This window comes from Loktanella sp. D2R18, from assembly GCF_003318235.1.
In the GTDB taxonomy this organism is placed as follows: Bacteria; Pseudomonadota; Alphaproteobacteria; order Rhodobacterales; family Rhodobacteraceae; genus Yoonia.
In genome coordinates this window covers 146,765-170,778 of the sequence record NZ_QOCG01000011.1, presented here as the reverse complement: position 1 = coordinate 170,778, position 24,014 = coordinate 146,765, and the positions used below count along the sequence as shown (strand labels likewise).

Annotated in this window: 24 protein-coding genes and 1 tRNA gene; 16 read left to right on the top strand and 9 right to left on the bottom strand. The window is 54.5% G+C overall.

Translation table 11 applies throughout. The features are described 5' to 3' along the window. Window positions 1-70 precede the first annotated feature (70 nt). The 5 genes from DS901_RS07470 to DS901_RS07450 form a co-directional block, all read right to left on the bottom strand. A complete protein-coding gene (locus tag DS901_RS07470) occupies window positions 71-391 on the bottom strand; it encodes a hypothetical protein (RefSeq protein ID WP_113776304.1) in 321 nt (106 codons plus the stop codon). A gap of 135 nt (window positions 392-526) precedes the next feature. Then, window positions 527-1,228, bottom strand: a complete 702-nt coding sequence (locus tag DS901_RS07465; RefSeq protein WP_113776303.1) for a DUF1963 domain-containing protein — start codon at window positions 1,226-1,228, stop codon at window positions 527-529. A gap of 77 nt (window positions 1,229-1,305) precedes the next feature. Then, complete coding sequence (locus DS901_RS07460) at window positions 1,306-1,893, bottom strand: HD domain-containing protein (protein WP_113776302.1); 588 nt, start codon at window positions 1,891-1,893, stop codon at window positions 1,306-1,308. Further along, window positions 1,894-2,298 carry a hypothetical protein gene (locus DS901_RS19085; protein WP_309472526.1) on the bottom strand — a complete coding sequence of 135 codons (405 nt, stop codon included), beginning with the start codon at window positions 2,296-2,298 and terminating at the stop codon, window positions 1,894-1,896. Window positions 2,299-2,302: 4 nt separating this feature from the next. Further along, window positions 2,303-2,956 carry an alpha/beta hydrolase gene (locus tag DS901_RS07450; RefSeq protein ID WP_113776301.1) on the bottom strand — a complete coding sequence of 218 codons (654 nt, stop codon included), beginning with the start codon at window positions 2,954-2,956 and terminating at the stop codon, window positions 2,303-2,305. Window positions 2,957-3,120: 164 nt separating this feature from the next. Here DS901_RS07450 and DS901_RS07445 point away from each other — a divergent pair, with 164 nt between their 5' ends. The 11 genes from DS901_RS07445 to DS901_RS07395 all read left to right on the top strand — a co-directional run bounded on the left by DS901_RS07445 (window position 3,121) and on the right by DS901_RS07395 (window position 12,453). Continuing rightward, a complete protein-coding gene (locus DS901_RS07445) occupies window positions 3,121-3,582 on the top strand; it encodes an Rrf2 family transcriptional regulator (RefSeq protein WP_113776300.1) in 462 nt (153 codons plus the stop codon). A 56-nt stretch (window positions 3,583-3,638) separates the two neighbouring features. Next, the gene (locus DS901_RS07440; protein ID WP_113776299.1) at window positions 3,639-4,673 is read left to right on the top strand and encodes a cysteine desulfurase family protein; all 1,035 of its coding nucleotides are present in this window, start codon (window positions 3,639-3,641) and stop codon (window positions 4,671-4,673) included. Window positions 4,674-4,683: 10 nt separating this feature from the next. After that, complete coding sequence (sufB, locus tag DS901_RS07435) at window positions 4,684-6,207, top strand: Fe-S cluster assembly protein SufB (protein WP_113776298.1); 1,524 nt, start codon at window positions 4,684-4,686, stop codon at window positions 6,205-6,207. After that, window positions 6,200-7,063, top strand: coding sequence for an FkbM family methyltransferase (locus tag DS901_RS07430; protein ID WP_181820805.1), 864 nt, complete (start codon window positions 6,200-6,202; stop codon window positions 7,061-7,063). Before sufB ends, DS901_RS07430 begins: the two co-directional genes overlap by 8 nt. 105 nt (window positions 7,064-7,168) lie before the next feature. Further along, window positions 7,169-7,687 (top strand): hypothetical protein, encoded by a 519-nt coding sequence (locus DS901_RS07425; protein ID WP_113776296.1) that lies wholly within the window; start codon window positions 7,169-7,171, stop codon window positions 7,685-7,687. A 160-nt stretch (window positions 7,688-7,847) separates the two neighbouring features. Further along, window positions 7,848-8,603 carry a Fe-S cluster assembly ATPase SufC gene (gene sufC, locus DS901_RS07420; protein WP_113776295.1) on the top strand — a complete coding sequence of 252 codons (756 nt, stop codon included), beginning with the start codon at window positions 7,848-7,850 and terminating at the stop codon, window positions 8,601-8,603. Next, a complete protein-coding gene (locus tag DS901_RS07415) occupies window positions 8,603-9,889 on the top strand; it encodes a SufB/SufD family protein (protein ID WP_113776294.1) in 1,287 nt (428 codons plus the stop codon). The genes sufC and DS901_RS07415 overlap by 1 nt, the downstream gene beginning before the upstream one ends. Beyond that, the gene (locus DS901_RS07410; RefSeq protein WP_113776293.1) at window positions 9,889-10,389 is read left to right on the top strand and encodes a YIP1 family protein; all 501 of its coding nucleotides are present in this window, start codon (window positions 9,889-9,891) and stop codon (window positions 10,387-10,389) included. Before DS901_RS07415 ends, DS901_RS07410 begins: the two co-directional genes overlap by 1 nt. Beyond that, window positions 10,386-10,973 (top strand): YIP1 family protein, encoded by a 588-nt coding sequence (locus DS901_RS07405; RefSeq protein ID WP_113776292.1) that lies wholly within the window; start codon window positions 10,386-10,388, stop codon window positions 10,971-10,973. Before DS901_RS07410 ends, DS901_RS07405 begins: the two co-directional genes overlap by 4 nt. Then, window positions 10,970-12,193, top strand: a complete 1,224-nt coding sequence (locus tag DS901_RS07400) for a cysteine desulfurase (RefSeq protein ID WP_113776291.1) — start codon at window positions 10,970-10,972, stop codon at window positions 12,191-12,193. The genes DS901_RS07405 and DS901_RS07400 overlap by 4 nt, the downstream gene beginning before the upstream one ends. 183 nt (window positions 12,194-12,376) lie before the next feature. Next, window positions 12,377-12,453, top strand: a tRNA-Arg gene (locus DS901_RS07395). Between the two features lie 29 nt (window positions 12,454-12,482). On the opposite strand, the gene DS901_RS07390 is transcribed toward DS901_RS07395, so the two are convergent. Together DS901_RS07390 and DS901_RS07385 are read right to left on the bottom strand one after the other, a co-directional pair. After that, on the bottom strand, window positions 12,483-14,837 hold the full coding sequence (locus tag DS901_RS07390) for a methyl-accepting chemotaxis protein (RefSeq protein ID WP_113776290.1): 2,355 nt from the start codon (window positions 14,835-14,837) through the stop codon (window positions 12,483-12,485). A 159-nt stretch (window positions 14,838-14,996) separates the two neighbouring features. Next, window positions 14,997-15,566 carry a YcbK family protein gene (locus DS901_RS07385; RefSeq protein ID WP_113776289.1) on the bottom strand — a complete coding sequence of 190 codons (570 nt, stop codon included), beginning with the start codon at window positions 15,564-15,566 and terminating at the stop codon, window positions 14,997-14,999. Between the two features lie 373 nt (window positions 15,567-15,939). Here DS901_RS07385 and DS901_RS07380 point away from each other — a divergent pair, with 373 nt between their 5' ends. The 4 genes from DS901_RS07380 (at window position 15,940) to DS901_RS07365 (ending at window position 20,149) form a co-directional block, all read left to right on the top strand. Further along, a complete protein-coding gene (locus tag DS901_RS07380) occupies window positions 15,940-17,520 on the top strand; it encodes a L,D-transpeptidase family protein (RefSeq protein WP_258546682.1) in 1,581 nt (526 codons plus the stop codon). A 31-nt stretch (window positions 17,521-17,551) separates the two neighbouring features. Continuing rightward, window positions 17,552-18,613 (top strand): UDP-3-O-(3-hydroxymyristoyl)glucosamine N-acyltransferase, encoded by a 1,062-nt coding sequence (locus tag DS901_RS07375; protein WP_113776288.1) that lies wholly within the window; start codon window positions 17,552-17,554, stop codon window positions 18,611-18,613. A 64-nt stretch (window positions 18,614-18,677) separates the two neighbouring features. Continuing rightward, on the top strand, window positions 18,678-18,938 hold the full coding sequence (locus tag DS901_RS07370) for an acyl carrier protein (RefSeq protein ID WP_113776287.1): 261 nt from the start codon (window positions 18,678-18,680) through the stop codon (window positions 18,936-18,938). Then, on the top strand, window positions 18,938-20,149 hold the full coding sequence (locus DS901_RS07365) for a beta-ketoacyl-[acyl-carrier-protein] synthase family protein (RefSeq protein WP_113776286.1): 1,212 nt from the start codon (window positions 18,938-18,940) through the stop codon (window positions 20,147-20,149). Before DS901_RS07370 ends, DS901_RS07365 begins: the two co-directional genes overlap by 1 nt. Before the next feature lie 36 nt (window positions 20,150-20,185). Here DS901_RS07365 and DS901_RS07360 read toward each other — a convergent pair whose 3' ends face one another. Beyond that, entirely contained in the window at window positions 20,186-20,788 is a 603-nt protein-coding gene (locus tag DS901_RS07360; RefSeq protein ID WP_113776285.1) for an invasion associated locus B family protein, read from the bottom strand. A 374-nt stretch (window positions 20,789-21,162) separates the two neighbouring features. Between DS901_RS07360 and DS901_RS07355 the strand changes: the two genes are divergently transcribed. Further along, window positions 21,163-22,683 carry a helicase HerA-like domain-containing protein gene (locus DS901_RS07355; RefSeq protein WP_113776533.1) on the top strand — a complete coding sequence of 507 codons (1,521 nt, stop codon included), beginning with the start codon at window positions 21,163-21,165 and terminating at the stop codon, window positions 22,681-22,683. A gap of 29 nt (window positions 22,684-22,712) precedes the next feature. Here DS901_RS07355 and DS901_RS07350 read toward each other — a convergent pair whose 3' ends face one another. Continuing rightward, window positions 22,713-24,008 carry an HlyC/CorC family transporter gene (locus DS901_RS07350; protein ID WP_113776284.1) on the bottom strand — a complete coding sequence of 432 codons (1,296 nt, stop codon included), beginning with the start codon at window positions 24,006-24,008 and terminating at the stop codon, window positions 22,713-22,715. Between the last annotated feature and the right edge of the window lie 6 nt (window positions 24,009-24,014).

Below are 24,014 nucleotides of genomic sequence, written 5' to 3'. Positions count from 1 at the left end.
CGCCGTTCTTTACAGATTTTCGTTTTTTTGGTGCAGCGTCATCAAATAGGCCGCTGATGGGAGTTGTTGTTTAGGGGATGAACAGTGCAGGTGATGCATAAAACGCGATTTTTGCAGCATCCCCGTCGCCTTCAACGCGCGCGGCGCTAAGATGGAATTGGTCGACAACGACCTGTAGCAGCTTGGCCAGATTGTCTTTGGTTTGGGCCGCGCCAGCCATCAACTCCTTTAGCTTATCTGCGGCGGCACGTTTGCGCAGGTCGGGTGGGTCGTCGGGCGATGTCGGATCGGAGTACGCGGCGTCAGAGGGGTGTGTTTCCTCAGGCGATTTTGTCTTGTCGGTCACATCCCCTCGCGTGTCACCCTGCGCAAGCTGTCGGGTATCGGCCATCCGTTGCAGTGCCGTCAAATGCGCATGTGCGGGCGAATGATCTGCCGCATCTTGCAGTGCACCCTTAGGGTGCGGCGTGACCCGATTATTGGGTGAGGGGCGTTGATGTTTGCTAGGTTTGATGCTGCTGCAGGCTCATAGTGACTGCACATAGGCCACAGCGCGCGTGCCGTCGGTGTTGATGAACACATTTAGAAGCCCATACTCGCCCAGCTCAAGTACGAAGGGGTAAAAGTTGGGCTGAAACTGGGTGAAATACCCGTGGTCGGGCGCGAGCTGGCAGATGTGAACCCAATCAGGGTTGCGGAAATATTCAGGGGCCTGTTGCTGTTCGACGTAAATCGGCTGACCCGCCAGCTTGCACCCAGCAAGGGCGGTATGACGAAACTGATAGCCATCTTTGAGCGATAATTCCGATTTCGTAAATCGGTCTGCAAGGGGAACAATAGGTTCGTCCACGGTCTGCAAACTGACGACGTATTCAAGCCGTTCTTCGACCTCATCGCTCAGGGTGATCACGCTGGGGCCGGTTAATTCGGGGGTGGTTTTGCACGTGACTGGGATGGCTACATGTGTAGATTGCACGATACAGGTCGCTGTGTCAGTCGTCACGGGTTCGGAGGCTGCCACAAAAAGATAGACCACGCTTTCTTTGCTGCAGGGGAAGATCTCTGGCGTGAGCGCAAACTGTGCGACAAAGATCATTTGTTCGCCGAATTCATCATCAACTGGCCATGTTGGCGCGTCGACCCAAGCGGGCTGCCCGCCAAACTTGGTTATGGGATGCTGAACTTGTGCATCGGCAAGTACAAATGAAATCTTAGCGGATTTGGGCATATGCGTCCCGAAAAATGGCAAAAGAATAGGTGCAGCCTACAGTTGCAAAATCCCTTGGGTCAAGAATATTTGAGAGCCTAGGTGGGTGGATTATGCGCGAACCAAGTTGCGATACGCATTTTCAGCGCGTCCCAAATTGCTGGCGCGCCACGCGCGACCTTGCTGCCGACGCGGGTCTCTAGCTGTGCGGGTGTGACATTATATGCGGGCCAAGTGCCACCGCCGGTTTCAAGGTTCGCGATGACTGGCTGCACGCGGTCGATGGATTTTGCGAATATCGCATCATCCGTTTGTGCGTCTTCAAATTCATCCCAGAGGGTACGAAATTCAGTAGCTTGATCATGGGGGAGTAGGCCAAAAATACGGTCGGCTGCGCGCTGTTCAATCGCATCTTGGGCGACCGGGTCGTGGTCCCCGTGGATCGGCGCATCGCCGGCGTCAATCTCGACAATATCGTGGATCAACAGCATCTTAATGACCCGGTCGACCTGCACCGGGCGGGCCGCATGTTCGGCCATGACCAGCGCGTAAAGCGCAATATGCCAGCTATGTTCGCCCGAGTTTTCGCGGCGTGAGCCGTCACATAGTGTGGTTGCACGCAGGGTGGATTTGAGCTTGTCGGCCTCGGTCAAAAACGCAAGCTGCGCGTTGATTCTATTGGTCATCTAACGTTTCACCCGGCGTGGCATACTCACCGATGGTTCAGGATCAGGTTCGGGCTTTTCGTCTTCGGGCTCTGGTTTTTTGACCGTCCCGCCCCAGAGATCGGCGATATCTTCGTCAAGTTGCGCTTCTTTTTCTTCGTCTGAAAGACCTTGTAGCGGGGCTGCCTTGGGGGCAGGGGCATCTTGGTAGTTGTTGGCTACGCGTTCCGCTAGCAGCGCGCGCGCGCGTGCTTCTGCGCGGCGGACACGCACAGCTGTCAAAAAGGCCTCTTGCAAGGTTTGCGACGAGGCCCCCAAAAGGTTACCGATCGTTTCGGTGATCCCAATATCACCAGAGGCGGCCTGATCCGCGAGCGCCAGATCCGCGAGTTCGTCTGCAACTTGATCCAGATACGAGTCAGCCATGATATTACCGTGTGTTTTCAGTCAGACGCCGCCGCACATAGGTTTTGACGGTGTCGATCATAGGGTCCATATGCGGGTCTTCAAAGAAGTGGCCTGCGCCCTGCATTTCATCATGGGTGACAGTGATACCTTTTTGTTCGTGCAATTTGTTCACGAGGTTCACAGTGTCCGCAGGTGGTGCCACGCGGTCGTTTGAACCGTTGATGATCAACCCCGAGGAAGGGCAGGGTGCAAGAAAGCTGAAGTCATACATATTGGCGGGTGGGCTGACAGAGATAAATCCGGTGATTTCAGGGCGGCGCATCAAAAGCTGCATGCCGATCCAAGCCCCAAACGAGAAACCCGCAACCCAGCAATGCTTGGAATTGTTGTTCATCGATTGCAGGTAATCCAGCGCCGAGGCGGCATCAGACAATTCGCCAACCCCTTGATCATATTCCCCCTGAGACCGACCCACGCCGCGGAAGTTAAACCGCAAAACCGTAAAGCCCATGTTATAAAATGCGTAGTGCAGATTATAGACAACCCGGTTGTTCATCGTGCCGCCAAACTGCGGATGTGGATGCAAAACGATCGCGATCGGTGCGTCACGGTCTTTTTGGGGGTGATAACGCCCTTCGAGGCGTCCTTCTGGTCCGGGAAAAATAACTTCGGGCATAGTGTTCCGTCGCTGCTGCGGAGCCAAGAGCATTGTTGACGAAAATGCTCAGGCACCTTAGAAAGATTCTAATCTGGGGGAGATCCCACATTATCTGGTCACGGTGAAGTAATCACGCAGCGCCGCGCCGTCAATGAAATTGCGTCTGCATAGGGAAAACTGCGATGAAATTAAGCACAAAAGGTCGCTACGCTATGGTGGCGCTCGCAGATTTAGCACTGCAACCCGCCGATACATTGGTCAATTTGACAGAGATTTCAAAACGCCAGGATATCTCATTGCCCTATCTTGAGCAGTTGTTTGTGAAGCTACGCCGCGCGGGCCTGGTCGATTCCGTGCGCGGGCCGGGTGGCGGGTACCGTCTGTCTCGTCCGCCTTCTGAAATGCGTGTTTCCGATATTCTGGGGGCTGTCGATGAAACAGTTTCGGCGATGCATAAGGGCGCAGGCGCATCAGGTGGTGCATCTGGTTCACGGGCACAGTCGCTGACCAACCGTTTGTGGGAGGGGCTGAGCGCGCATGTCTACGTGTTTTTGCATCAAGCCCGCCTGTCTGATGTTGTGGGCAACGGGTTGGTTCCGTGCCCGGCAGTGCCTGCATTGTTTGAGATCGTGGATGAAGAATAAAGTTGGGTGCTGCCCCCGGCCTGCGGCCTCCCCCGGAGTATTTTTGGCTAGATGATATGGTAAGAACTTATCTCGATCATAATGCGACCACACCTTTACGCGCTGAGGCGCGTGCGGCGATGATTGCGGCGATGGATGTCGTCGGCAATCCGTCATCCGTGCACGCCGAAGGCCGTGCGACCAAAGCGATTGTTGAAAGGGCGCGCTTGCAAGTCGCTGAGGCGGTTGGCGCGACCGGGGCCGATGTTGTGTTCACATCCGGCGCGACCGAGGCGGCTGCTCTGGCACTGGCTGGGCGCGGATTGAAGGGCACGCGGGTTGAGCATGACGCCGTACATGCCTGGATTGATCCGGTATTGGGGTTGCGCGATGGGCTGGCGGTTGTCGATGATCCGGCAGAATCGGTTTTGCAATTGGCGAATTCGGAAACCGGGATTGTGCAGCAATTGCCACCTGGATTGGCCGTGAGCGATATTACCCAAGGGTTTGGCAAAGTTCCCTTTGCATTTTCATGGTCGGGTGTGCAAATGGTGTTTTTGTCCGCACATAAGTTTGGCGGGCCCACAGGTGTTGGTGCGCTGATTTTTCCGGCAGGCACCGATGTTGCCGCACAAATCAAGGGTGGTGGTCAAGAAATGGGCCGCCGATCGGGCACTGAAAACGTGATTGCTATTGCCGGAATGGGGGCTGCAGTGGTGGCCGCGCAGGCTGATTTGGCTGCCGGACGATGGGAACGGGTTGCACAACTTAGAAATATTCTAGAAAAGGCCATTGAGACTGCCGAAAAGAATACTATTTTCGTCGGGAAAGACGCGAACAGATTACCCAACACCAGTTGTTTTGCGACACCTGGCTGGAAGGGTGAAACCCAAGTGATGGCGATGGATTTGGCCGGCTTTGCCGTGTCGGCGGGCTCTGCTTGTTCGTCTGGCAAGGTCAAAGTGAGCCGGGTTTTGGGCGCGTTGGGATTGGATGATACTGCCGCAGCAAGCGCGCTACGCGTGTCGCTGGGGGTCAATACAACAGAAGATGAAGTCATGCGCTTTGTACAGGCGTGGACGCAGAAACGGGCGCGGCTTCGGGCCGCCTGAGAGGATAAACATGTCGGATATCAAGGACGTAGAAGTCAAAGATGGCGTTGATCAAGAAACCGTTGATGCGGTTTCCAAGCTATCGGGTACCTATAAATACGGCTGGAATACCGAGATCGAAATGGATTACGCCCCCAAAGGCGTGAACACCGATATCGTGAAACTGATTTCAGGCAAAAACAACGAGCCTGAATGGATGACCGATTGGCGCCTTTCTGCGTTCGCGCGTTGGGAAAAAATCGAAGAGCCGACATGGGCGATGGTCGACTACCCCGATATCGATTTTCAAGACATCTATTACTATGCCCGCCCCAAGAGCATGGCCGAAAAGCCAAAATCGCTTGATGAGGTGGACCCGAAGCTTTTGGAGACCTACAAAAAACTGGGAATCCCGCTGAAAGAGCAGATGATCCTTGCAGGTGTCGAAGGCGCTGAAGAGTACCCCGCAGAAGGACGCAAAGTTGCGGTTGATGCGGTGTTTGATTCTGTGTCTGTTGGCACCACGTTCCAAAAAGAGCTGGAAAAGGCAGGGGTGATTTTCTGCTCCATCTCGGAAGCGATTGAAAAGCACCCTGAGCTGGTCAAGAAGTACCTTGGCACCGTTGTGCCGCCGTCGGATAATTTTTATGCGACGCTCAATTCAGCAGTGTTTTCGGACGGATCATTCGTCTATGTGCCGCCCGGCGTGCGCTGCCCGATGGAACTGTCGACCTATTTTCGTATTAACGCTGAAAATACCGGTCAGTTTGAACGCACGCTGATCATCGCAGACAAAGGCAGCTATGTATCTTACCTCGAAGGCTGCACCGCGCCAAAGCGTGACACAGCGCAGCTGCACGCCGCTGTGGTTGAGATCATCATCGAAGAAGATGCCGAGGTGAAATACTCAACTGTCCAGAACTGGTACCCCGGTGATGAAAACGGTGTTGGTGGCATTTACAACTTTGTGACCAAACGTGCGGATTGCCGCGGTGACCGGTCAAAAATCATGTGGACCCAGGTTGAAACAGGGTCTGCAGTGACATGGAAATACCCAAGCTGCATCCTGCGCGGGAACGAAAGCCAAGGCGAATTTTATTCAATTGCCATCGCCAACAACATGCAGCAGGCCGATACCGGCACGAAGATGGTGCATTTGGGCAAAGATACCAAATCGCGGATCGTGTCCAAAGGGATTTCAGCGGGCAAGGCGCAAAACACCTACCGTGGCCTTGTTTCTATGCACCCCAAAGCCAAGGATTCGCGCAACTATACGCAATGTGACAGCTTGCTGATCGGCGACAAATGCGGCGCGCACACCGTGCCCTATATCGAAGTCAAAAATAACAGCAGCCGGGTTGAGCACGAAGCAACCACATCCAAGGTCGACGATGAGCAACTATTCTACTGCCGCGCGCGCGGAATGGACGAAGAGGAAGCCGTCGCATTGGTTGTGAACGGGTTCTGCAAAGAAGTGCTACAAGCGCTACCAATGGAATTCGCAATGGAAGCGCAAGCGCTTGTGGCGATCTCATTGGAGGGGTCTGTTGGTTAGCACGGTGCAATCTCGTCCAGCATTCTTGGTTGAACAGTTGCAACCCGCACAGAAGTTGCGGGTGGTTGACGTTGGCGCAAATCCGTTGTCGCCACCACCCTACCAAAAGCTCTTGGAGGATGGGTTGTGTCATGTGTGGGGCTTCGAACCACAACAGGACGCTTATGAGCAGTTGCTAAAGGAATGTGGCCCGAATGAGAGCTACTTTCCGAATGCAGTCGGTGATGGGAGAGGGCATACACTTTACGTGTCACCTCATAGCGGCTTTACTTCGATTTTTCCTTTTCATATCAAGGGATTTACGACGTTTGGATTCTGGAGGCCTCGCGTCAGGAGATTTACGGAGCATGCAATTGATACCGTGCGTCTCGACGACTTGGAGGCATTGCCCCAAATCGACTGCCTGAAAATTGATGTGCAGGGTGCCGAGAAGATGATTATCGATAATGGCGCGCAAAAACTATCTGATGCGGTTGTCGTTATTCCTGAAGTACGGTTCAATCAGTTATACGAAGGAGAGCCTATGTTTGCTGGGCTCGACATTACACTGCGTGATCAGGGCTTTATGCTGCATAAGTTTCAGTCTCTCAGTACTGCACGCATTGGCAGTTCGGTCAAGCAACAGATACGCCAGAACACCCGGCGAAGTCATCTAATCGATGGTGATGCAGTATATATTCGCGATATGCGAGATGATGACAGCATAAGCAGTGAGCAGCTTAAGAAACTGGCCATTTTTGCGGACGCTGTGTTCGACAGCCCTGATCTCACCTGCCATTGTCTTGATCGCCTTGTTCAGCGAAATAAAATTGATGCGTCAATCGTTAGGGCATATGCGGATATGGTCGCGTCATGATTTCGCTATCCGAAATGCGCCCATTAACCGTCACCGCTTCGCCCCGAAGTTGCCGTAGTTCGTTGCCATATATCGGGCAGCGACGGATGATTGGGACGCGGCACAATGGCGAATATGGGGCAAACGGATTTCAATGCGCGTATCAAGCGTATCAAGAATCCGCGCAACAACTCCTATTACGATCCCGATTTGCAGATGCACATTCCCAAACGGGTCACACGTGCCAAAATCGAAAAGCCGCCGTCAAAATCCAACGAAGCGCTCTCGGCATTCCTGGTTTCTATGGTGCTCGGCGGCACCGCGATGTTCGGCGCGCAAGTTCTACGCGTGCGGTATTTTGGGCTATCTGGCGGCAATTCCCTTGTCACCTTTACCGATCTTCTGGTCGGGTTTTGGTTGGTGCTGATTATCTCGGCGTTGATGCAGCGGCGGCAACTGATTGGCCGTCTGGGGCAGATTGCGGGCCTGTGCCTGATGATGGTTACCGGGCACAATTTGATCTGGAAGTGGCCCGATCTGATGAGCAAAATATACACGCCGGAATATGTCGCCGAAATTCAAGCCACGACCAAAGTGCAGTCGATCGTTGTTCAGGGCAACGTTTACGCCTTGGGGTCCAACTAGGCGCTCCACTTTACCAACGAATTGACCGCATGATTAGCGCCCCATCTGGGGTGTTTCGTGCTGGCGCATATCAACATAATTCACGAATTGCGGCGCGCGTTTCGCGCGGTCGCGTCACCTCTTGTGCACGGGGACGTGCCGCTTTGTTGAAGGAATAAAAATGCTAGAAATCAAAGGCCTGAAGGTCAAACTTGAAGATGAAGATAAGCAAATCCTCAAAGGGCTGGACCTGACGGTTGAAACCGGCAAGGTGCATGCGATCATGGGGCCGAACGGGTCTGGTAAATCGACCCTTTCTTACGTGTTATCGGGCAAAGATGGCTATGAAGTCACCGGCGGCAGCGCGCTCCTCGAAGGCGATGACCTGCTAGATATGGACCCCGAAGAGCGTGCCGCATTGGGCCTGTTCCTTGCATTCCAATACCCGGTCGAAATTCCCGGTGTTGGCAATATGACTTTTTTGCGGACTGCCGTGAACGCGCAACGCAAGGCGCGCGGTGAAGAGGAATTGAGCGCAGGCGATTTCCTTAAGGAAGTACGCGCCAAAGCCAAAGACCTAAAAATTGACGCGGATATGCTGAAACGCCCGGTCAATGTTGGCTTTTCTGGCGGTGAGAAAAAGCGCAATGAAATCCTGCAAATGGCGATGCTCACACCAAAAATGTGCATCTTGGATGAAACCGATTCCGGTCTTGACGTGGACGCGATGAAACTCGTGGCTGAAGGCGTGAATGCGCTGCGTTCAGAAGGGCGGTCATTCCTTGTGATTACGCACTATCAGCGCTTGCTGGATCACATCAAACCCGACGTTGTTCACATCATGGCAGACGGTAAAATTATCAAAACCGGCGGTCCTGAACTGGCCCTTGAAGTTGAAAACAACGGTTACGCTGACATTCTGGCAGAGGTGTCCTAATGGCGATTGCGAAACTCAAATCTGACGCCACAGAGGCGCGCTTGGCCGGGGTCACCCTGCCTGATGGTGCGGCTTGGGCGCAGGCCGCGCGCAAGGATGCGTTGGCACGGTTGCGCGCAATGGGCCTGCCGTCAAAGCGTGATGAATATTGGAAATATACCGACCCATCCGATCTAACGGCAGTCGCCGCGCCTAAGGCTGCGCTGTTTGACGCGCAAGAGGCACCGCTATTTGGCGACACGGACCGTTTGAAAGTCGTTTTTGTTGACGGTGTGTTCGATGCGGATGCGTCTGACGTGCTTGCCGGTGAAGGTCTTGAAATCATGCGTCTGTCCGATGCTTTGGCGGCGGATATTCACTGGGCTAAGGACCTGTATGGTGTGCTGGAAACGCGAGGTCAAACGCCGGTTGAACGACCATTGGCCACGCTCAATACGGCGCTGGCAACCGATGGCGTTGTGATCCATGCCACAGGTAAAGTCAGCAAGCCGGTTCATATTTCCTATCTACATGTCGATGAAACCTCTGATGCGATCCTGCACAATCTGGTTAAGGTTGACGCAGGTGCAGAGATAACTTTGCTTGAAACGGGGCCCGGTGCCGCGCGTTTTTCCAGCTGCCTTGAAGCTGACATCGCAGACACTGGCGCATTCCACCATGTCCGCGCACAAGGACGCGACCATGAGCGCCGGACTGTAACTCATTGTTTCGCAAGGGTTGGCGCTGAATCGACGTTTAAGTCATTTACCATGACAGTGAACGGCGTGATGACACGCAACGAATGCATTTTGGATATCATCGGCGATGACGCGATTGCGCATGTTGCGGGTGTCTGTGTCGGTGACGGTAATGATTTCCATCATGACGATACGGTATTCATCACCCATGACGCGCTGAACGGTGAAAGCCGCCAAGTGTTCAAAAAGGTGCTGCGCAACGGGGCGACTGGCGTTTTTCAAGGCAAGATCCTTGTGAAAGCGGGTGCGCAAAAAACAGATGGCTATCAGATCAGCCAGTCGCTTTTGTTGGATGATGACGCGCAGTTTTTGGCCAAGCCAGAGCTGGAAATCTACGCCGATGATGTGGCGTGTTCGCATGGGTCAACATCAGGTGCGATTGATGAAACCGCTTTATTTTATCTGCGCTCGCGCGGGGTGCCAATGAATGTTGCGCGCAATCTGCTCACCCTGTCTTTCATGGCCGAAGCGCTGGATGAAATCGATGATCCCGTATTGGCCGAGGAACTGCGTGATCGGCTTGAGGGCTGGTTGGCGCGGCACGGCTGATGGCACTAACCGCTGATATCGTCCGCACATGGCGCGCACCGCGCGCTGTGATCCGCGGATTACTTGACCAAGGGCGGCGCGAAGATCGCGCCGTCGCATTCGTGATGATCGCCTGTTTCTTGATCTTTGTCGCGCAATGGCCGCGCCTTTCGCGCATCGCGAATGATTTCGAACCCTCACCATGGCCGCCCGAAATTAATTTCGAGGGCATGATGACCTATACGTTCTATGCTGTCGTGATCATGTTGCCCTTGGCCTTGTATGGGCTAGCAGCGGTCGCGCGTTTGCTTGCACGTGTGATGGGCGGGCAGGGCAGTTGGTACTCGGCGCGTCTTGCGCTGTTTTGGGCACTTTTGGCGACGACACCATTGCTGCTTTTGCACGGCTTGGTGCGCGGGTTTATTGGACCGGGCACCCAATCTCTGGTGGTCGGCGCAATTTGGGCGGCGATATTCGTGTTTATCTGGATCCAATGCATGATTGAGTCTGAAAAGTCATGAATGTGACGTTGCAAGGTTGGTTGCGCGCGGTGGGCGCCACGTTGAATGCTCCTGCGGATATCGCCGACCGGGTGTTGTCTAAACGCCTTGCGCGACCGATCTTGGTGCAGGCGGTAATTGTCGTTGCGATTATCAATTTGATGTTGCTCGCAATCGTTAGCCTGCTTTCGCCGCCGCCAATCGAAGACACGGTCTATGTGACGCCCTTTACCCTGACGATTTTAATTGCAGGTAGCATGTTTATAATGGCGTCAGCGATCGCGCGTGTGGGGAGCATCTTCGGCGGCGCCGGGGATTTTGACGGTGCGCTTGCCGCCGTGATCTGGTTGCAAGCCGTGGGTCTGACAATCGACATTGCACAAATTTTTTTGATGCTGATGAGCCCGACGCTCGCGTTTATGCTGGGGATTGGCGCGCTGGTTGCGCTGTTCTGGTGCACGGTTAACTTTATCAATGTTTTGCACGGGTTTGCGTCGCTGGGCAAGGCGACGATCACGCTGGTCATTGCGATGATCGGTACAATTTTTGCTGTCGTCGTGATGATGGCATTGCTGGGTATCACCCCATCCGGAGATATGACATGAGCTTTGATGTCCAAAAGATACGCGCAGATTTTCCGATCTTGTCACGTGAAGTGAATAATAAACCTTTGGTTTATCTTGATAATGGGGCGTCAGCGCAAAAGCCGCAGGCCGTGATCGATGTGATCACGCGCGGCTACGCCGAAGAATACGCGAATGTGCACCGTGGGCTGCATTTCCTCAGCAACATTTCAACGGACCGCTACGAGGCCGTGCGCGGCAAGGTCGCGAAATTTCTGAATGCGCCTTCCGAGGATAACATTATCTTCAACTCTGGCACCACAGAGGGCATCAATATGGTGGCCTATGCGTGGGCCATGCCCCGGATGCAGCCCGGCGATGAGATCGTGCTATCGATCATGGAGCATCACGCAAATATTGTGCCCTGGCACTTCTTGCGCGAGCGTCTGGGTGTGACCATCAAATGGGTTGATGTAGATTCAAATGGCGATCTTGACCCGCAGAAATTCATTGATGCCATTGGCCCCAAAACCAAATTGGCCGCCGTCACCCATATGTCAAACGTCTTGGGCACCGTGGTTGACGTCAAGTCCATAACCGCTGGCGCCCATGCAAAAGGTGTGCCCGTCTTGGTCGACGGATCGCAAGCGGCCGTCCATATGCCGGTCGATGTGGCCGATATCGGCTGCGATTTTTACGCAATCACAGGCCACAAACTATATGGCCCCTCGGGGTCCGGGGCGATCTATGTCACGCCAGAGCGGATGGCCGAAATGCAGCCCTTTATGGGCGGCGGGGACATGATCCGCGAAGTATCACGCGATGCGGTTGCTTATAATGATCCGCCGATGATGTTCGAAGCGGGCACACCGGGTATCGTGCAAACCATCGGCTTTGGTGCTGCGCTTGACTATATGACAGGTGTTGGGATGGCGCAGATTGCATCGCATGAAGCGCAGCTATGCGCCTATGCCCGCAAGCGGCTAGACGGGCTGAATTGGCTCAATATTCAGGGCCAATCCGCGACAAAAGGGGCGATTTTTTCGTTCACAATTGAAGGCGCGGCCCATGCGCATGACATCTCAACCGTGTTGGACAAAAAAGGCGTGGCCGTACGGGCCGGGACCCATTGCGCCATGCCACTGATGGAACATATGGGCGTCGGGGCCACATGCCGGGCCTCATTTGGGATGTATAACACGCCACAAGAGGTCGACGCGCTGGTTGATGCGCTTGAGCTTTGTCACGACCTTTTTGCCTGACGACGCAGACGTTGGCGGTTTTCTTAGGGCCAAAACGCGGAAATCGCTGACGATGGTGTCCAAATCGAAAAAGGGCATCTAGGTATCTAATACAGTGCGCGGCTCAATTTCCGACGCCACCCAGTCAAGTTCGTGATGATTGCCCGTTGCAGGGGCGTGATAGCCGGGCTATAGGGGCTGCAGGCACCCGTAGCTCAGCTGGATAGAGCGCTGCCCTCCGAAGGCAGAGGTCAGAGGTTCGAATCCTCTCGGGTGCACCATATTCACGTTGTTGGCCCATCTCTGTTTTTTAAAAATCCTCCCATCCGACGTCTGGGTCGGGGGTATTTACTGCATTCACTACCCGTTTTGGTGCTGGTGCTGGGGCAGGCGCCGGCGTGAGCGTGGGTTTGCGCCTTGATGCGAAGGTTGTGACATTGGTCGTTGCAGCAGGCTCGGGGTACTTGCTGACTGCGTTCTCCGTACCGATTTTGAACTTTTCGACAAGCGTAGAAAGCTGTGTTGCCTGTGTTGTTAATGCGTGGCTGCCGGCTGTCGCTTCTTCGACCATTGCTGCGTTTTGTTGGGTGACCTGGTCTAGTTGGGTGACGCCGATATTGATTTCACCCAATCCTGTTGACTGTTCGGCCGCACCTGCGGCGATATCGCTCATTAGACTTGAAATATGGCCAATATGATTTGCGATACGGGTTAATACATCGCCGGCCTGTCCAACGAGGGTCACACCACGGTCGACCTGTTCACTGCTCCCGCTGATCAATTCCTTGATTTGACGTGCGGCTTCTGATGAACGCTGCGCGAGCGCACGGACTTCGGACGCGACGACCGCAAATCCCCGTCCGGCTTCACCGGCACGTGCCGCTTCAACGCCCGCATTTAATGCGAGTAAGTTGGTTTGGAAGGCGATGTCAGCGATCACCCCAATAATTTGTGAGATTTCGGTCGAAGAGCCAGAGATTTCAGTCATCGCCGTGACCGCGTTGTGAACCACGGTTTCGCTGGCGTCGGCGTCGGATTGCGCGTGAGCAACAATGCTTTCGACTTCTTTGGCGCCACTTGCTGCAGCGCTGACACTGGCAGTGAGTTCGTCTAATGCGGCGGCGGTCTCTTCGAGTGTCGCGGCTTGGTTTTCGGTCCGGCGTGAAAGTTCGTCAGATGATTTACTCATTTCGTCAGAGCGGGTTTGAATACCGCGCGTCCCATGCACTACAGAGCTAATTGTAGCGTGTAAGGTTTCGAGCGTTCGGTTGTAGTCTAAGCGCAGCTTATCGTAGGTTTCTGAAAAGGGTGTACTGAGTTTTTGGGTCAGATCTCCATCTGCAAGATTAGTTAGCGCGGTGCTTAGCCGATTAACTACAAGCGTTTGCTCTTGTTGAATTTCTTTTTGCGCCTGATCTGCTGCTTCGGCTACACAAAGTTTGTCTCGCAAGGCGACAAGTGATTTGCTGAGCTGCCCAATTTCGTCTTCGCGGTATTGATCATCCACGGGGTCGTCATATTTGTGGTCAGCCACGGCGTGCATCGATTGTTCCAACCTGTTGAGTGGAACAACGACTGACCGTGCGGTAAGCCAGCCCAGAATGGCGGCCATTGCGGCGATAACAGCGCTGACAATGAGCATTTTATTCCGCGCGACCACCACGGGTGCCAATACTTCATCCATATCCATTTCGGCAATGATGTCCCAGTGACCATCAAATACGTCAAGCTTTGACACAACAGCCACGACTTGATTTCCTGTAACGCCAGGCACATTGATGTGATAGCTGCCGGTGTCGCCCAAGAGGTGCGTGATATTTGCAAGTGTAGACAGGGCGCTAAACCCACCTGCGAAACGCGAGTCGCTCCTTGCGTGGCCATCTTGACCAACCGCGTATAACTCGCCCGTTGCACCAAGCCCAATTGGATTATTGATAATGTTGTCGATGCGATGAGGGGGAAGTTGCGCAGCGACCACGCCAATAGCCGCCCCTTGCGTATCGACAACGGGCGTTGCAAGAAATAGGGCTGCCGCTCCGCCGCTTGGGCTATATGATGTGAAATCGGCAAAGTGGACATCGCCGGTCGCGCCATCTCGTGCAGCCCGAAAGACGTCTGCGAGACCGCTATCGCGGTAGGGGCCGGTTTCAAAATTTGTCGCAAAATCGGCTTCCTTGACCACCGAGTACAGCATGTCTCCGTCGAGGTTAAAAAGAAAAATGTCATAGTAACCATCCACATTCTTGGTTTGCCTGAAAAACGGATGAAAGCTGCCATGCTGAAAGTGATAGGGGAGCGATTCAGTTGCTTGATCAAGCAGTTCCTTTTCCCCAATTGGGTTTGGGTTGTCGGTTATGTATGCCGCCTGCAATCCCGCCGAATCGATCATCAGATTGTGAGAGGCACCAAAGGCGCTAACGGCAGAGACAACCGTTGGGTCATTGCCCAAATTGGCTACATCGTCGGTGACCTTACCCAACCAGGTCTCAAGCGCTGCAATGCGTTCCTCAGCAAGCAGTTCAAAGGTTCCGCGTTGGTTTTTTAAGATGTTGCGTTGTAAATCATAGTAGCCCAGCAGAGCGACGGAAGCTGATGCCAAAAGACACAAAGTTGCGACAAGCATTGGTAGCTTGGTCGAGATACGGATCGCGTTCAAGAAATTCATGCATGGCCTCGCGCAGATTCATCGGTTCACGATGTTTTTGCACACGGGCTATTAAAATCCGCTTAAACTGGCACAGATCAGAAAAATAAATGGATTTCTTATAAAAAGCGCGCAACCCAGCAGGGCAGCGCGCATTTTAGACAATTCAAACAGGGGGTGTTAGCCGCGCCAAGTACGGATTGGACCGCAATCCATATGGACAAAATTTGATCCGTTGTAGCGACCAACGCCACCGGCATGACAGGCGACAGCGGCACTTGCCATTTGTCCGGGTGAACGGCTTTGCAGACGCAAATCGGCGGCTTGACCCCGCATATGCAGAGAGTTGCGTGCGACGGCGGAAGATTGGCTGCGCAGCATGTTGTTTGTTTGGGGAGACCGGTAGCCTGACAGCAGCATGTAAGGTTCGTTTGCATCCATCAGATTTGCGGCAGCGGCCATGATATCGATCGTCCGCAGGTCCATCTGTACCGCTTCGCCTGTGCGCCAATCGCGCATATGGATGTTAATTTCGCGGACAGCTTCGGCGATATATTCGCCCTCAATCCAGTAAATCGTGTCAATGCGTTCACCAGTCCGGCCCGAATGCATCGCAATGCGACGAATGTCGCCAGCGCCACGCAGAAAACCTGCTGCGTTTGCATAGCTTGGTGCGGCTGTTACGGCTGTTGCTGCAAATGCACCAAGCAAGCCGCGACGTGTAATCCCAGAGGAGTTTTTATTGCTCATATTGTTGCGCCTGTCCCGTCGCTCGAATTTGCCGCATTGCGGCGGTTACACCTTGTCCCCAGATGTGCCTATTTTATGGCACATTTTGATTCTCACACCAAGGCCTGATTACACAGTTTTTATTAATTAATGTGTAAGTCGGCAGACTCTTGCGCAGAAATTGTGCAGTTTTGAAGGCCTGTGCCTACGGGTACATCGGCATCGCAGCAACACTTCTGAAGGAGGTTTCGCTGCTCGCGGGAATATGAATGGACATGGGCAAAGTAAGGATATTCATACTCTTCTTTATGATTTGTGCCTAGTATACTAAATGCGACTAAAGAATTTCGGGGGATCAGTTATGATGATCATGAGTACTGCACTACGCGCGACGATGGTGCGCGTTTGGCTTGGATGTGCGGCAGTGGCGCCGCTGCTATTGGTCGCACCTGCGGCCCAAGCACAAGTCACTGATTTCCGTCAGGCCGTCGCCCAAGCGGCTGCATCTGACGATGACATTGCGGCATTTTACCGTGAACGCAATTACGAAGGAATCTGGAGCGCGAGCGCAGATCGCCGCCGCCGCAACGCGTTGATGGCGGCCTTTGCGTCTGCTGGTGATCATGGGTTGTCGATGTCGCGCTATGATCCAGTGCCTTTGATGGCGCGGATGCAGGCGGCGACAACAGCAACTGAGCAGGCCGCAATCGAGGTCGAATTGACCCGGTTGTTCATGCAGTATGCCCGTGATGTGCAAACAGGCATGTTGGTGCCGTCGCGCGTTGACAGTAACATTCACCGCCAAGTGCCGTATCGTTCACGGCTTTCAACTGTGCGGGCCTTTGTGCAATCAAATCCAGAATCTTTCTTGCGCGCACTCCCGCCAAGTTCTCCTGAATATACGCGGCTGATGCGCGAAAAGCTGACGATGGAACGGCTGCTCGCGGATGGCGGCTGGGGCGCAACGGTGCCGGGTGGTAAGCTGGAAGCAGGCGATAGTGGCAACCGCGTTGTTGCACTGCGCAACCGTTTGATCGCCATGGGTTTCCTTGAGCGGACGAATACACAGACCTATGATGCAGCAATTGTGAACGCTGTGCAGCGTTTTCAGCAGGCCCACGGGTTGGCGATTGACGGCACGGCCGGGCAGGGCACATTGCGCGAAATCAATGTCGCACCTGAAAGCCGTCTACAATCAATCATCGTCGCGATGGAGCGTGAACGCTGGAACAACCGCCCACGTGGCACACGGCATATCTGGGTGAACCTCACTGATTTTACGGCAAAGATTGTCGATAATGATGTGGTCACCTTTGAAACGCGTTCTGTGATTGGAGCCAACCGCCATGACCGCGTCAGCCCAGAATTCTCTGACGTGATGGAATTCATGGTCATTAACCCAAGTTGGTATGTGCCGCGTTCAATCATCACAAAAGAATATCTGCCGCAGCTTCAGGCGAATCCAAACTCTGTACGTCAACTCGTGATTACAGATTCGAGCGGGCGGACAGTAAACCGGTCTAATGTCGACTTTACGCAATATTCGGCCAATAACTTCCCATTCTCTATGCGCCAACCGCCAAGCCGCGGCAATGCGTTGGGCTTGGTTAAGTTCATGTTCCCGAACCGTTACAACATCTATCTGCACGATACCCCCGCCAAGAGCCTTTTTGGCCGCGAAACCCGTGCGTTTAGCCATGGCTGTATCCGGCTCGCGGACCCGTTTGATTTCGCTTACGCTTTGCTTGCGCGCCAAGTCGGGAACCCAGAAGAGTTCTTTCAAAGCCAATTGGCGACGGGCAGAGAGCAACGTGTTGATCTAGATGATCCGGTGCCAGTGCACCTCGTTTACCGGACCGCATTCACCCAAGCGGACGGGCGGATGCAATTCCGCCGCGACGTCTATGGGCGTGATGCGCGGATTTGGAATGCACTTGCACGCGAAGGGGTGGCGATCCGCGCCGTTCGCGGGTAAATCTAACCTCGGGATATTTCCGGGGGTTAGCATGGCACATTCAATCAAAGATATCGCAACGGCGCTTGGGGCTCAGTCCTTTGGCGCCGTTGACCTTTTGGTGGACAGCGCGTCAGAGCCGGGTGCCGCAGGGCCGCGCGATCTAGCACTTGCGATGACGCCCGCCTATGGCGATGCTCTGGCCGACGGCCAAGCGCGTGCCGCCGTTGTTTGGCCGGGTGCGGATTGGCAGGCGCTGGGGCTGGACGCGGCGATTTATGCTCCGCGCGCGCGGTTGGCGATGGCGGGACTGACGCAGATGCTGGATGCCGCATTGCCCGGCGCAGGCATTAGCCCCCACGCGGTGATCGACCCGACCGCGCAGATCGGGACCGATGTGGTGATCGGGGCGTTTACCGTCGTCGGCGCCGGTGCGGTGATCGGTGAAGGCTGCTGGATTGCAGATCATGTGAGCATCGCAACCGGCGTGCAAATTGGCGATCAATGTCAAATTCACGCGGGTGTACGCTTGCAGCGCGAGGTTTCGCTTGGTGCGCGAGTGATCCTGCAACCCAATGTGGTGATTGGCGGCGACGGGTTTTCATTTGTAAGCACTGAGCCATCAAATGTGGAACGTGCACGCGAAACCTTGGGTGTTGATCCCATGACCGCGCCAGAAGACCCGACATGGCACCGTATTCATTCGCTTGGCGGTGTTGAAATTGGCGATGATGTAGAGGTTGGGGCGGGCTCGACCGTTGATGCGGGCACAATCCGGGCCACACGCGTGGGCAAGGGCACCAAAATCGATAATTTGGTGCAGGTCGGCCATAACGTGATCGTCGGGGAACATTGCCTTTTATGCGCACAAGCGGGCGTTGCGGGCTCCACGCAACTGGGTGACCGGGTTGTCGTGGGTGGCAAGGCCGGGGTCGCCGATAATCTGACAATTGGGGCTGATGTGGTCATGGGCGGCGGATCGGTCGTCTTGTCAAATGTGCCTGCCGGGCGCGTGATGATGGGCTATCCGGCGACCAAGATGACAACACATCTCGAAAGCTACAAAGCCCTGCGCCGGCTGCCACGATTGTTGAACAAGCTTGCGAAGCGTTAAGAAACTGTTTCATTCTTAGGCAAAACGACCTAAGTCCCGATGAAACAATAATAGGTCTCGAAAGATGAGCATCAAAGAACAGGTAATCACGATAATTGCAGATCAGGCAATGGTTGACCCAACAGATGTGAAGATGGATCATACGCTCGCGGATTTGGGGATTGATAGCCTTGGGCTGGTTGAAAGCATTTTCGCGATCGAAGAATCCTTTGACATCACTGTTCCGTTTAATGCGAATGATCCGTCCGAGAGCGATTTTGACATTTCCTCTGTTGCGGCGATCATCTCTGCTGTTGAGAAACTGAAACAAGAGCAAAGTAAATAATGCGTCGCGTCGTGATCACGGGCGCGGGAACGATCAACCCGCTGGGTGATGATGTCGCCACGACGTTTGCGGCCCTGCGCGAAGGGCGCTGCGGCATCAGTCAGCTTGAAATTCGCGACGTTGACCGGCTGTCGATCCAAATAGGCGGACAAATCAAGGGGTACGCCGAAGCGGATCATTTCAACCGCCAACAATTGGCCCTGTATGATCGCTTTACGCAATTTGCACTGCTTTCTGCGCGTCAGGCGATTGCGCAATCGGGGCTGACATTTTCGGGTGAATTGGCGGATCAATCTGGTGTCGTCTTGGGCACCTCTGGTGGCGGGCTGACCACGCAAGATGAAAACTACCGCGCGGTCTATGAAGAAGGCAAAAACCGGGTGCATCCGTTTATCGTCCCACGGCTTATGAACAACGCCGCCGCAAGCCATGTGTCGATTGAATGGAATTTGCGTGGGCCGACATTTACGGTAGCCACCGCCTGCGCGTCATCCAACCACGCAATGGGGCAGGCGTTTAATATGGTGCGGTCGGGCATGTCAAAGGTGATGATCACCGGCGGGTCCGAGGCGATGTTGTGTTTTGGCGGCATCAAAGCTTGGGAAGGGCTGCGGGTGATGTCCAAAGACGCGTGCCGCCCGTTTTCGGCCACCCGCAACGGCATGGTTCAAGGCGAAGGGGCGGCGGTCTATGTGTTTGAAGACTATGAACACGCCAAAGCGCGTGGTGCAGAAATTTTGTGCGAGGTCGCGGGATTTGCGATGTCGTCGGATGCCTCTGATATTGTTACCCCTTCGAAACAAGGGGCCGCGCGTGCAATCGCCGGGGCGGTCCGTGATGCGAAGATCCCTGTGGACAGCGTCGGCTACATTAATGCGCACGGCACTGGCACGGCCGCGAACGACAAAACAGAATGCGCGGCCGTCGCTGATGTCTTTGGGCACCATGCAGATCGATTGATGATCTCGTCGACGAAGTCCATGCATGGACATTTGATCGGCGGGACCGGCGCCGTCGAACTGCTTGCCTGCGTAATGGCGCTGCGTGATGGGGTGATCGCGCCCACAATTGGCTATCAAGAGGCTGACCCGGAATGTGCATTGGATGTGGTGCCAAATGAGGCGCGCGACGCAGATGTGGATGTGGTCTTGTCGAACGCGTTTGCCTTTGGCGGGCTAAATGCTGTGATTGCGCTGCGCAAATACAGTTAGTTTGTGCGCCCGATCACGTGACCGGGCGCACTGGGATCATTCGCCGGCGGTTGCCGTGCCGTCGTAACCTGCGGTAAAGCCGTTCAACGACAGATCAAGGGTGATTTCTTGGCCGGGATTGGCAGCATGCACGAGCCGGACGGTCGCAGCGGCGCCGCGCTTGAGCTGCTCGACCTCTGGCGCGGTAAAGCCAAGTCGGGCAACACAGCCACCTGCGTTACAAAACCGGAACGGGTAGCTGCGCGCATTTTGCCCATCAACAGCAATGGTCAACTGTTGGGTCAACAATGTTTCAAGTGGGACGACAACAGTCGCGCCTGCCGCAGCGTTAGCACCCTCGGGTAGGCGAAAGAAATTGAACTCTGCAATCGCATTGCCCTGATCATCGCTGAGCAGCTGATAGAGGTTGCAGGGGTCAGATTCGCCTTCGGGCGCGCGCACGCAGCGCATAGCCCAATCGCCAAACTCTTCAAGAATATAGGGCTGTCCAACAACAGGGCCTGCGGGTTGACCAAGATCAAGATCAGTTACCGCGTCTGCGCTTTCTGCGGCGGGCGTTTCTTCGGTGTCCTGGGCAAGAACTGCGCTGCCCTGCATCAGCATGGCGGCGATAAAAATGGATGTGACTGCACGGCGCATATGCCTGCTCCTTTTCGAATTTTTTTATTGCTTAGCATGCGGCGCACAGGCTGTCAGCGGGGAATGCATCGCGTCGGCAGAGATATGATCACATTTGTGCGGCCATTAAAAAAGGGCCCCCGAAGGAACCCTTTTCTTTCTCCCTGTCGAACTTGGCCGACTATTTGTCACGAAAGTTACGCAAAGCTTGGAAAGTCGTCAACAGGAAATCACGTCATATAAGGTCGTGCAAAAAAAATGCCGTACCCGAAGGCACGGCAAGTCAAACAGGGAGGAAAGTTAGTCGGTGACGTAGACGCCACCGAGCATGCTTTAAGCTGGCATCAAATGGTTAAGAATGTATTTTGAGAGCGATGGAAACGAAGGGCACGTATATGACAGATCACATCTTTATTGGTGGTGGAGCACAAGATTACGGCGTCGCGCAAGAAATGCGGCTCGATATGGCTAATCGGCATGGGTTGATTGCAGGGGCCACTGGCACCGGGAAAACGGTCACGCTGCAAATCATGGCAGAAGCCTTCTCATCCGCAGGCGTGCCGGTTTTTCTATCTGACGTAAAAGGTGATCTATCCGGGCTTGCCGCGACGGGCCGCGCTGATTTCAAACTACATGATGCGTTTATAGCGCGCGCACAGACCATTGGGCTTGACCTGAGTTACGACAGTTTTCCGGTCACGTTTTGGGACTTGTTCGGCCAAAAAGGCCACCCGGTGCGTGCCACTGTTGCGGAAATGGGGCCGTTGTTGCTCGCGCGGCTGCTGGATTTGACCGATGTGCAAGAAGGTGTGCTGAATGTCGCGTTTCGGGTTGCCGATGAAGACGGGCTCGCACTGTTAGATCTCAAAGACCTGCAAGCGTTACTGGTCTGGGTAGGCCAAAACGCCAAGGACCTTTCGTTACGCTATGGGAATGTCGGGGCCTCATCCGTGGGCGCGATCCAGCGCGCACTTTTGGTGCTCGAAAACCAAGGGGGTGCTGCGCTCTTTGGTGAACCGGCACTTGATCTGGCCGATATGATGCGGCTGCGCGATGGGCGCGGAGAGATCAATATTTTAGCGGCGGACCAACTGATGGGCAGTCCACGGTTGTATGCGACGTTCCTTTTATGGCTTTTGTCTGAACTGTTTGAAGAACTGCCTGAGGTCGGGAACCCCAACAAGCCCAAGCTTGTGTTCTTTTTTGACGAGGCGCATTTGTTGTTTGATGACGCGCCCAAGGCGCTTGTCGATAAGGTCGAACAGGTGGCACGGTTGATCCGGTCAAAAGGCGTGGGCGTCTATTTCGTGACGCAAAATCCTGGCGATATTCCTGGTGATGTGCTTGGCCAGCTTGGTAATCGGGTGCAACATGCGCTACGCGCCTTTACCGCCAAAGACCGTAAAGAGCTAAAGACAGCCGCTGAAACCTATCGTGACAACCCGGCGTTTGATACCGCCCAAGCGATCCAAGAGGTCGGCACGGGCGAGGCAGTGACATCCTTTCTTGACCGTAAAGGCAGCCCGCAGATGGTCGAACGCACATTGATCCGCCCGCCATCCTCGCAGCTTGGCCCACTGGATGACGCGGCACGCAAGGCGATCATGGATGCCTCAGATATGGCGGCTAAATACGCGACACCTGTAGACCGCAATAGCGCCTATGAGATGCTGTCAAAGAAGGCGGAAACCGCAGCCAAAGGCGCGGCAGAGGTCGAAGGCAAAGATGACGGGCTAAACCATGCGCGGCGCTACGACGGTGGCGCGCGGCCAGGTCGTAGTCAGCGAATTTCAAGTAAAACCACTGGCGGCGACATCAAAGACGCTTTTGCAAGTGCCGTGGTCAAAGAGTTGAAAGGCACAACCGGACGCCGCATCGTGCGCGGCATCTTTGGTGGCTTGTTCAAGGGGCGCTAAGCGAAGGTGGGTATTGATCCACCGTCTTGTCAAAGTTGACGAATTTTGAGTGTTGCGATCCGATTTTCTGATTTCTGCAGCACTTCAAACCGGAACCCGTGGAATGAAAACACCTGGCCCTCAACCGGGATCATTTGCGCCTCATGGATCACCAAGCCGGCGACGGTATTGGCCTCATCGTCGGGCAGGTTCCAATCATGCGCACGGTTCAAATCGCGGATGGTCATGCCCCCATCGACCATATAGGCGCCGTCGGCCATGGCTTCGATTTGATCCTCTTCGTGGTCGTCAAATTCATCGGCAATTTCTCCGACGATTTCTTCCAAAATATCTTCGAGCGTAATCAGCCCTTGCAGCCCGCCGTATTCATCAACGACCAGCGCAAAATGCGTTTGCCGCTTAAGAAAGTTACGCATCTGGTCATCAAGCGTTGTGGTTTCGGGTACAAAATAAGGGGGCATCGCGACCTTCATGACGTCAAAGGCTGCCAAGCCTTTGGCATCTGATCCGGCCAGCAATTTATGCATGGCACGCAACAAGTCTTTGGCGTGGATCACGCCGATGATGTTTTCTTGGTCGCCGCGGAAAAGCGGCAGCCGTGTATGTGGGCTGTCAAGAATTTGCGCCAGCATATCTTGTGGCGTTTGGTCCGCATCGACCATCTGGATGGATGAACGGTGCAGCATGATTTCTTCGACGGCACGTTCATTGAGGTCAAGCGCGCCCAAAATGCGGTCGCGATCTTCTTTTTCGACGATCCCTTCGGAATGGCCGATTTGCAAGGCACCCGCGATTTCTTCGCGTACGGCCAAAATATTGCTATCCGGGTCGGTGCGTACCCCAAAGACATACAGCACGCCACGGACCAAATAGCGCACTGCGGACACCATCGGTGAAAACACAAGCACGATTAACGCGATCGGGCGTGCGACTTTGGCAGCGAATGTTTCGGGGTGGGTGATGGCAAAGGTTTTTGGCAGCACCTCGGCAAAGATCAGCACCAAAAGCGTCATCACCAAGGTCGCGAGCGCAACGCCGTTTTGGCCAAATATTTTGGTCAAAAGTGCGGTAGCCAATGATGTCGCAAGAATGTTCACGACGTTGTTGCCCAGCAAAACAGAGCCGATCAGCCTTTCGCTGTCTTCGGTCACATCCAGCGCGGCTTGCGCGCCTTTCGATCCTTTGTCAGCGGCGGTGCGTAACTTCCCGCGTGAAGCGGCGGTCAACGCCGTTTCCGAGCCAGAGAAAAAGCCGGATAAGATCAAAAGGATCAAAATTGCGCCCGCCGTGATCCAAAATGCAGCGTCAGAAGTCAGGGTGTCCATTACTCT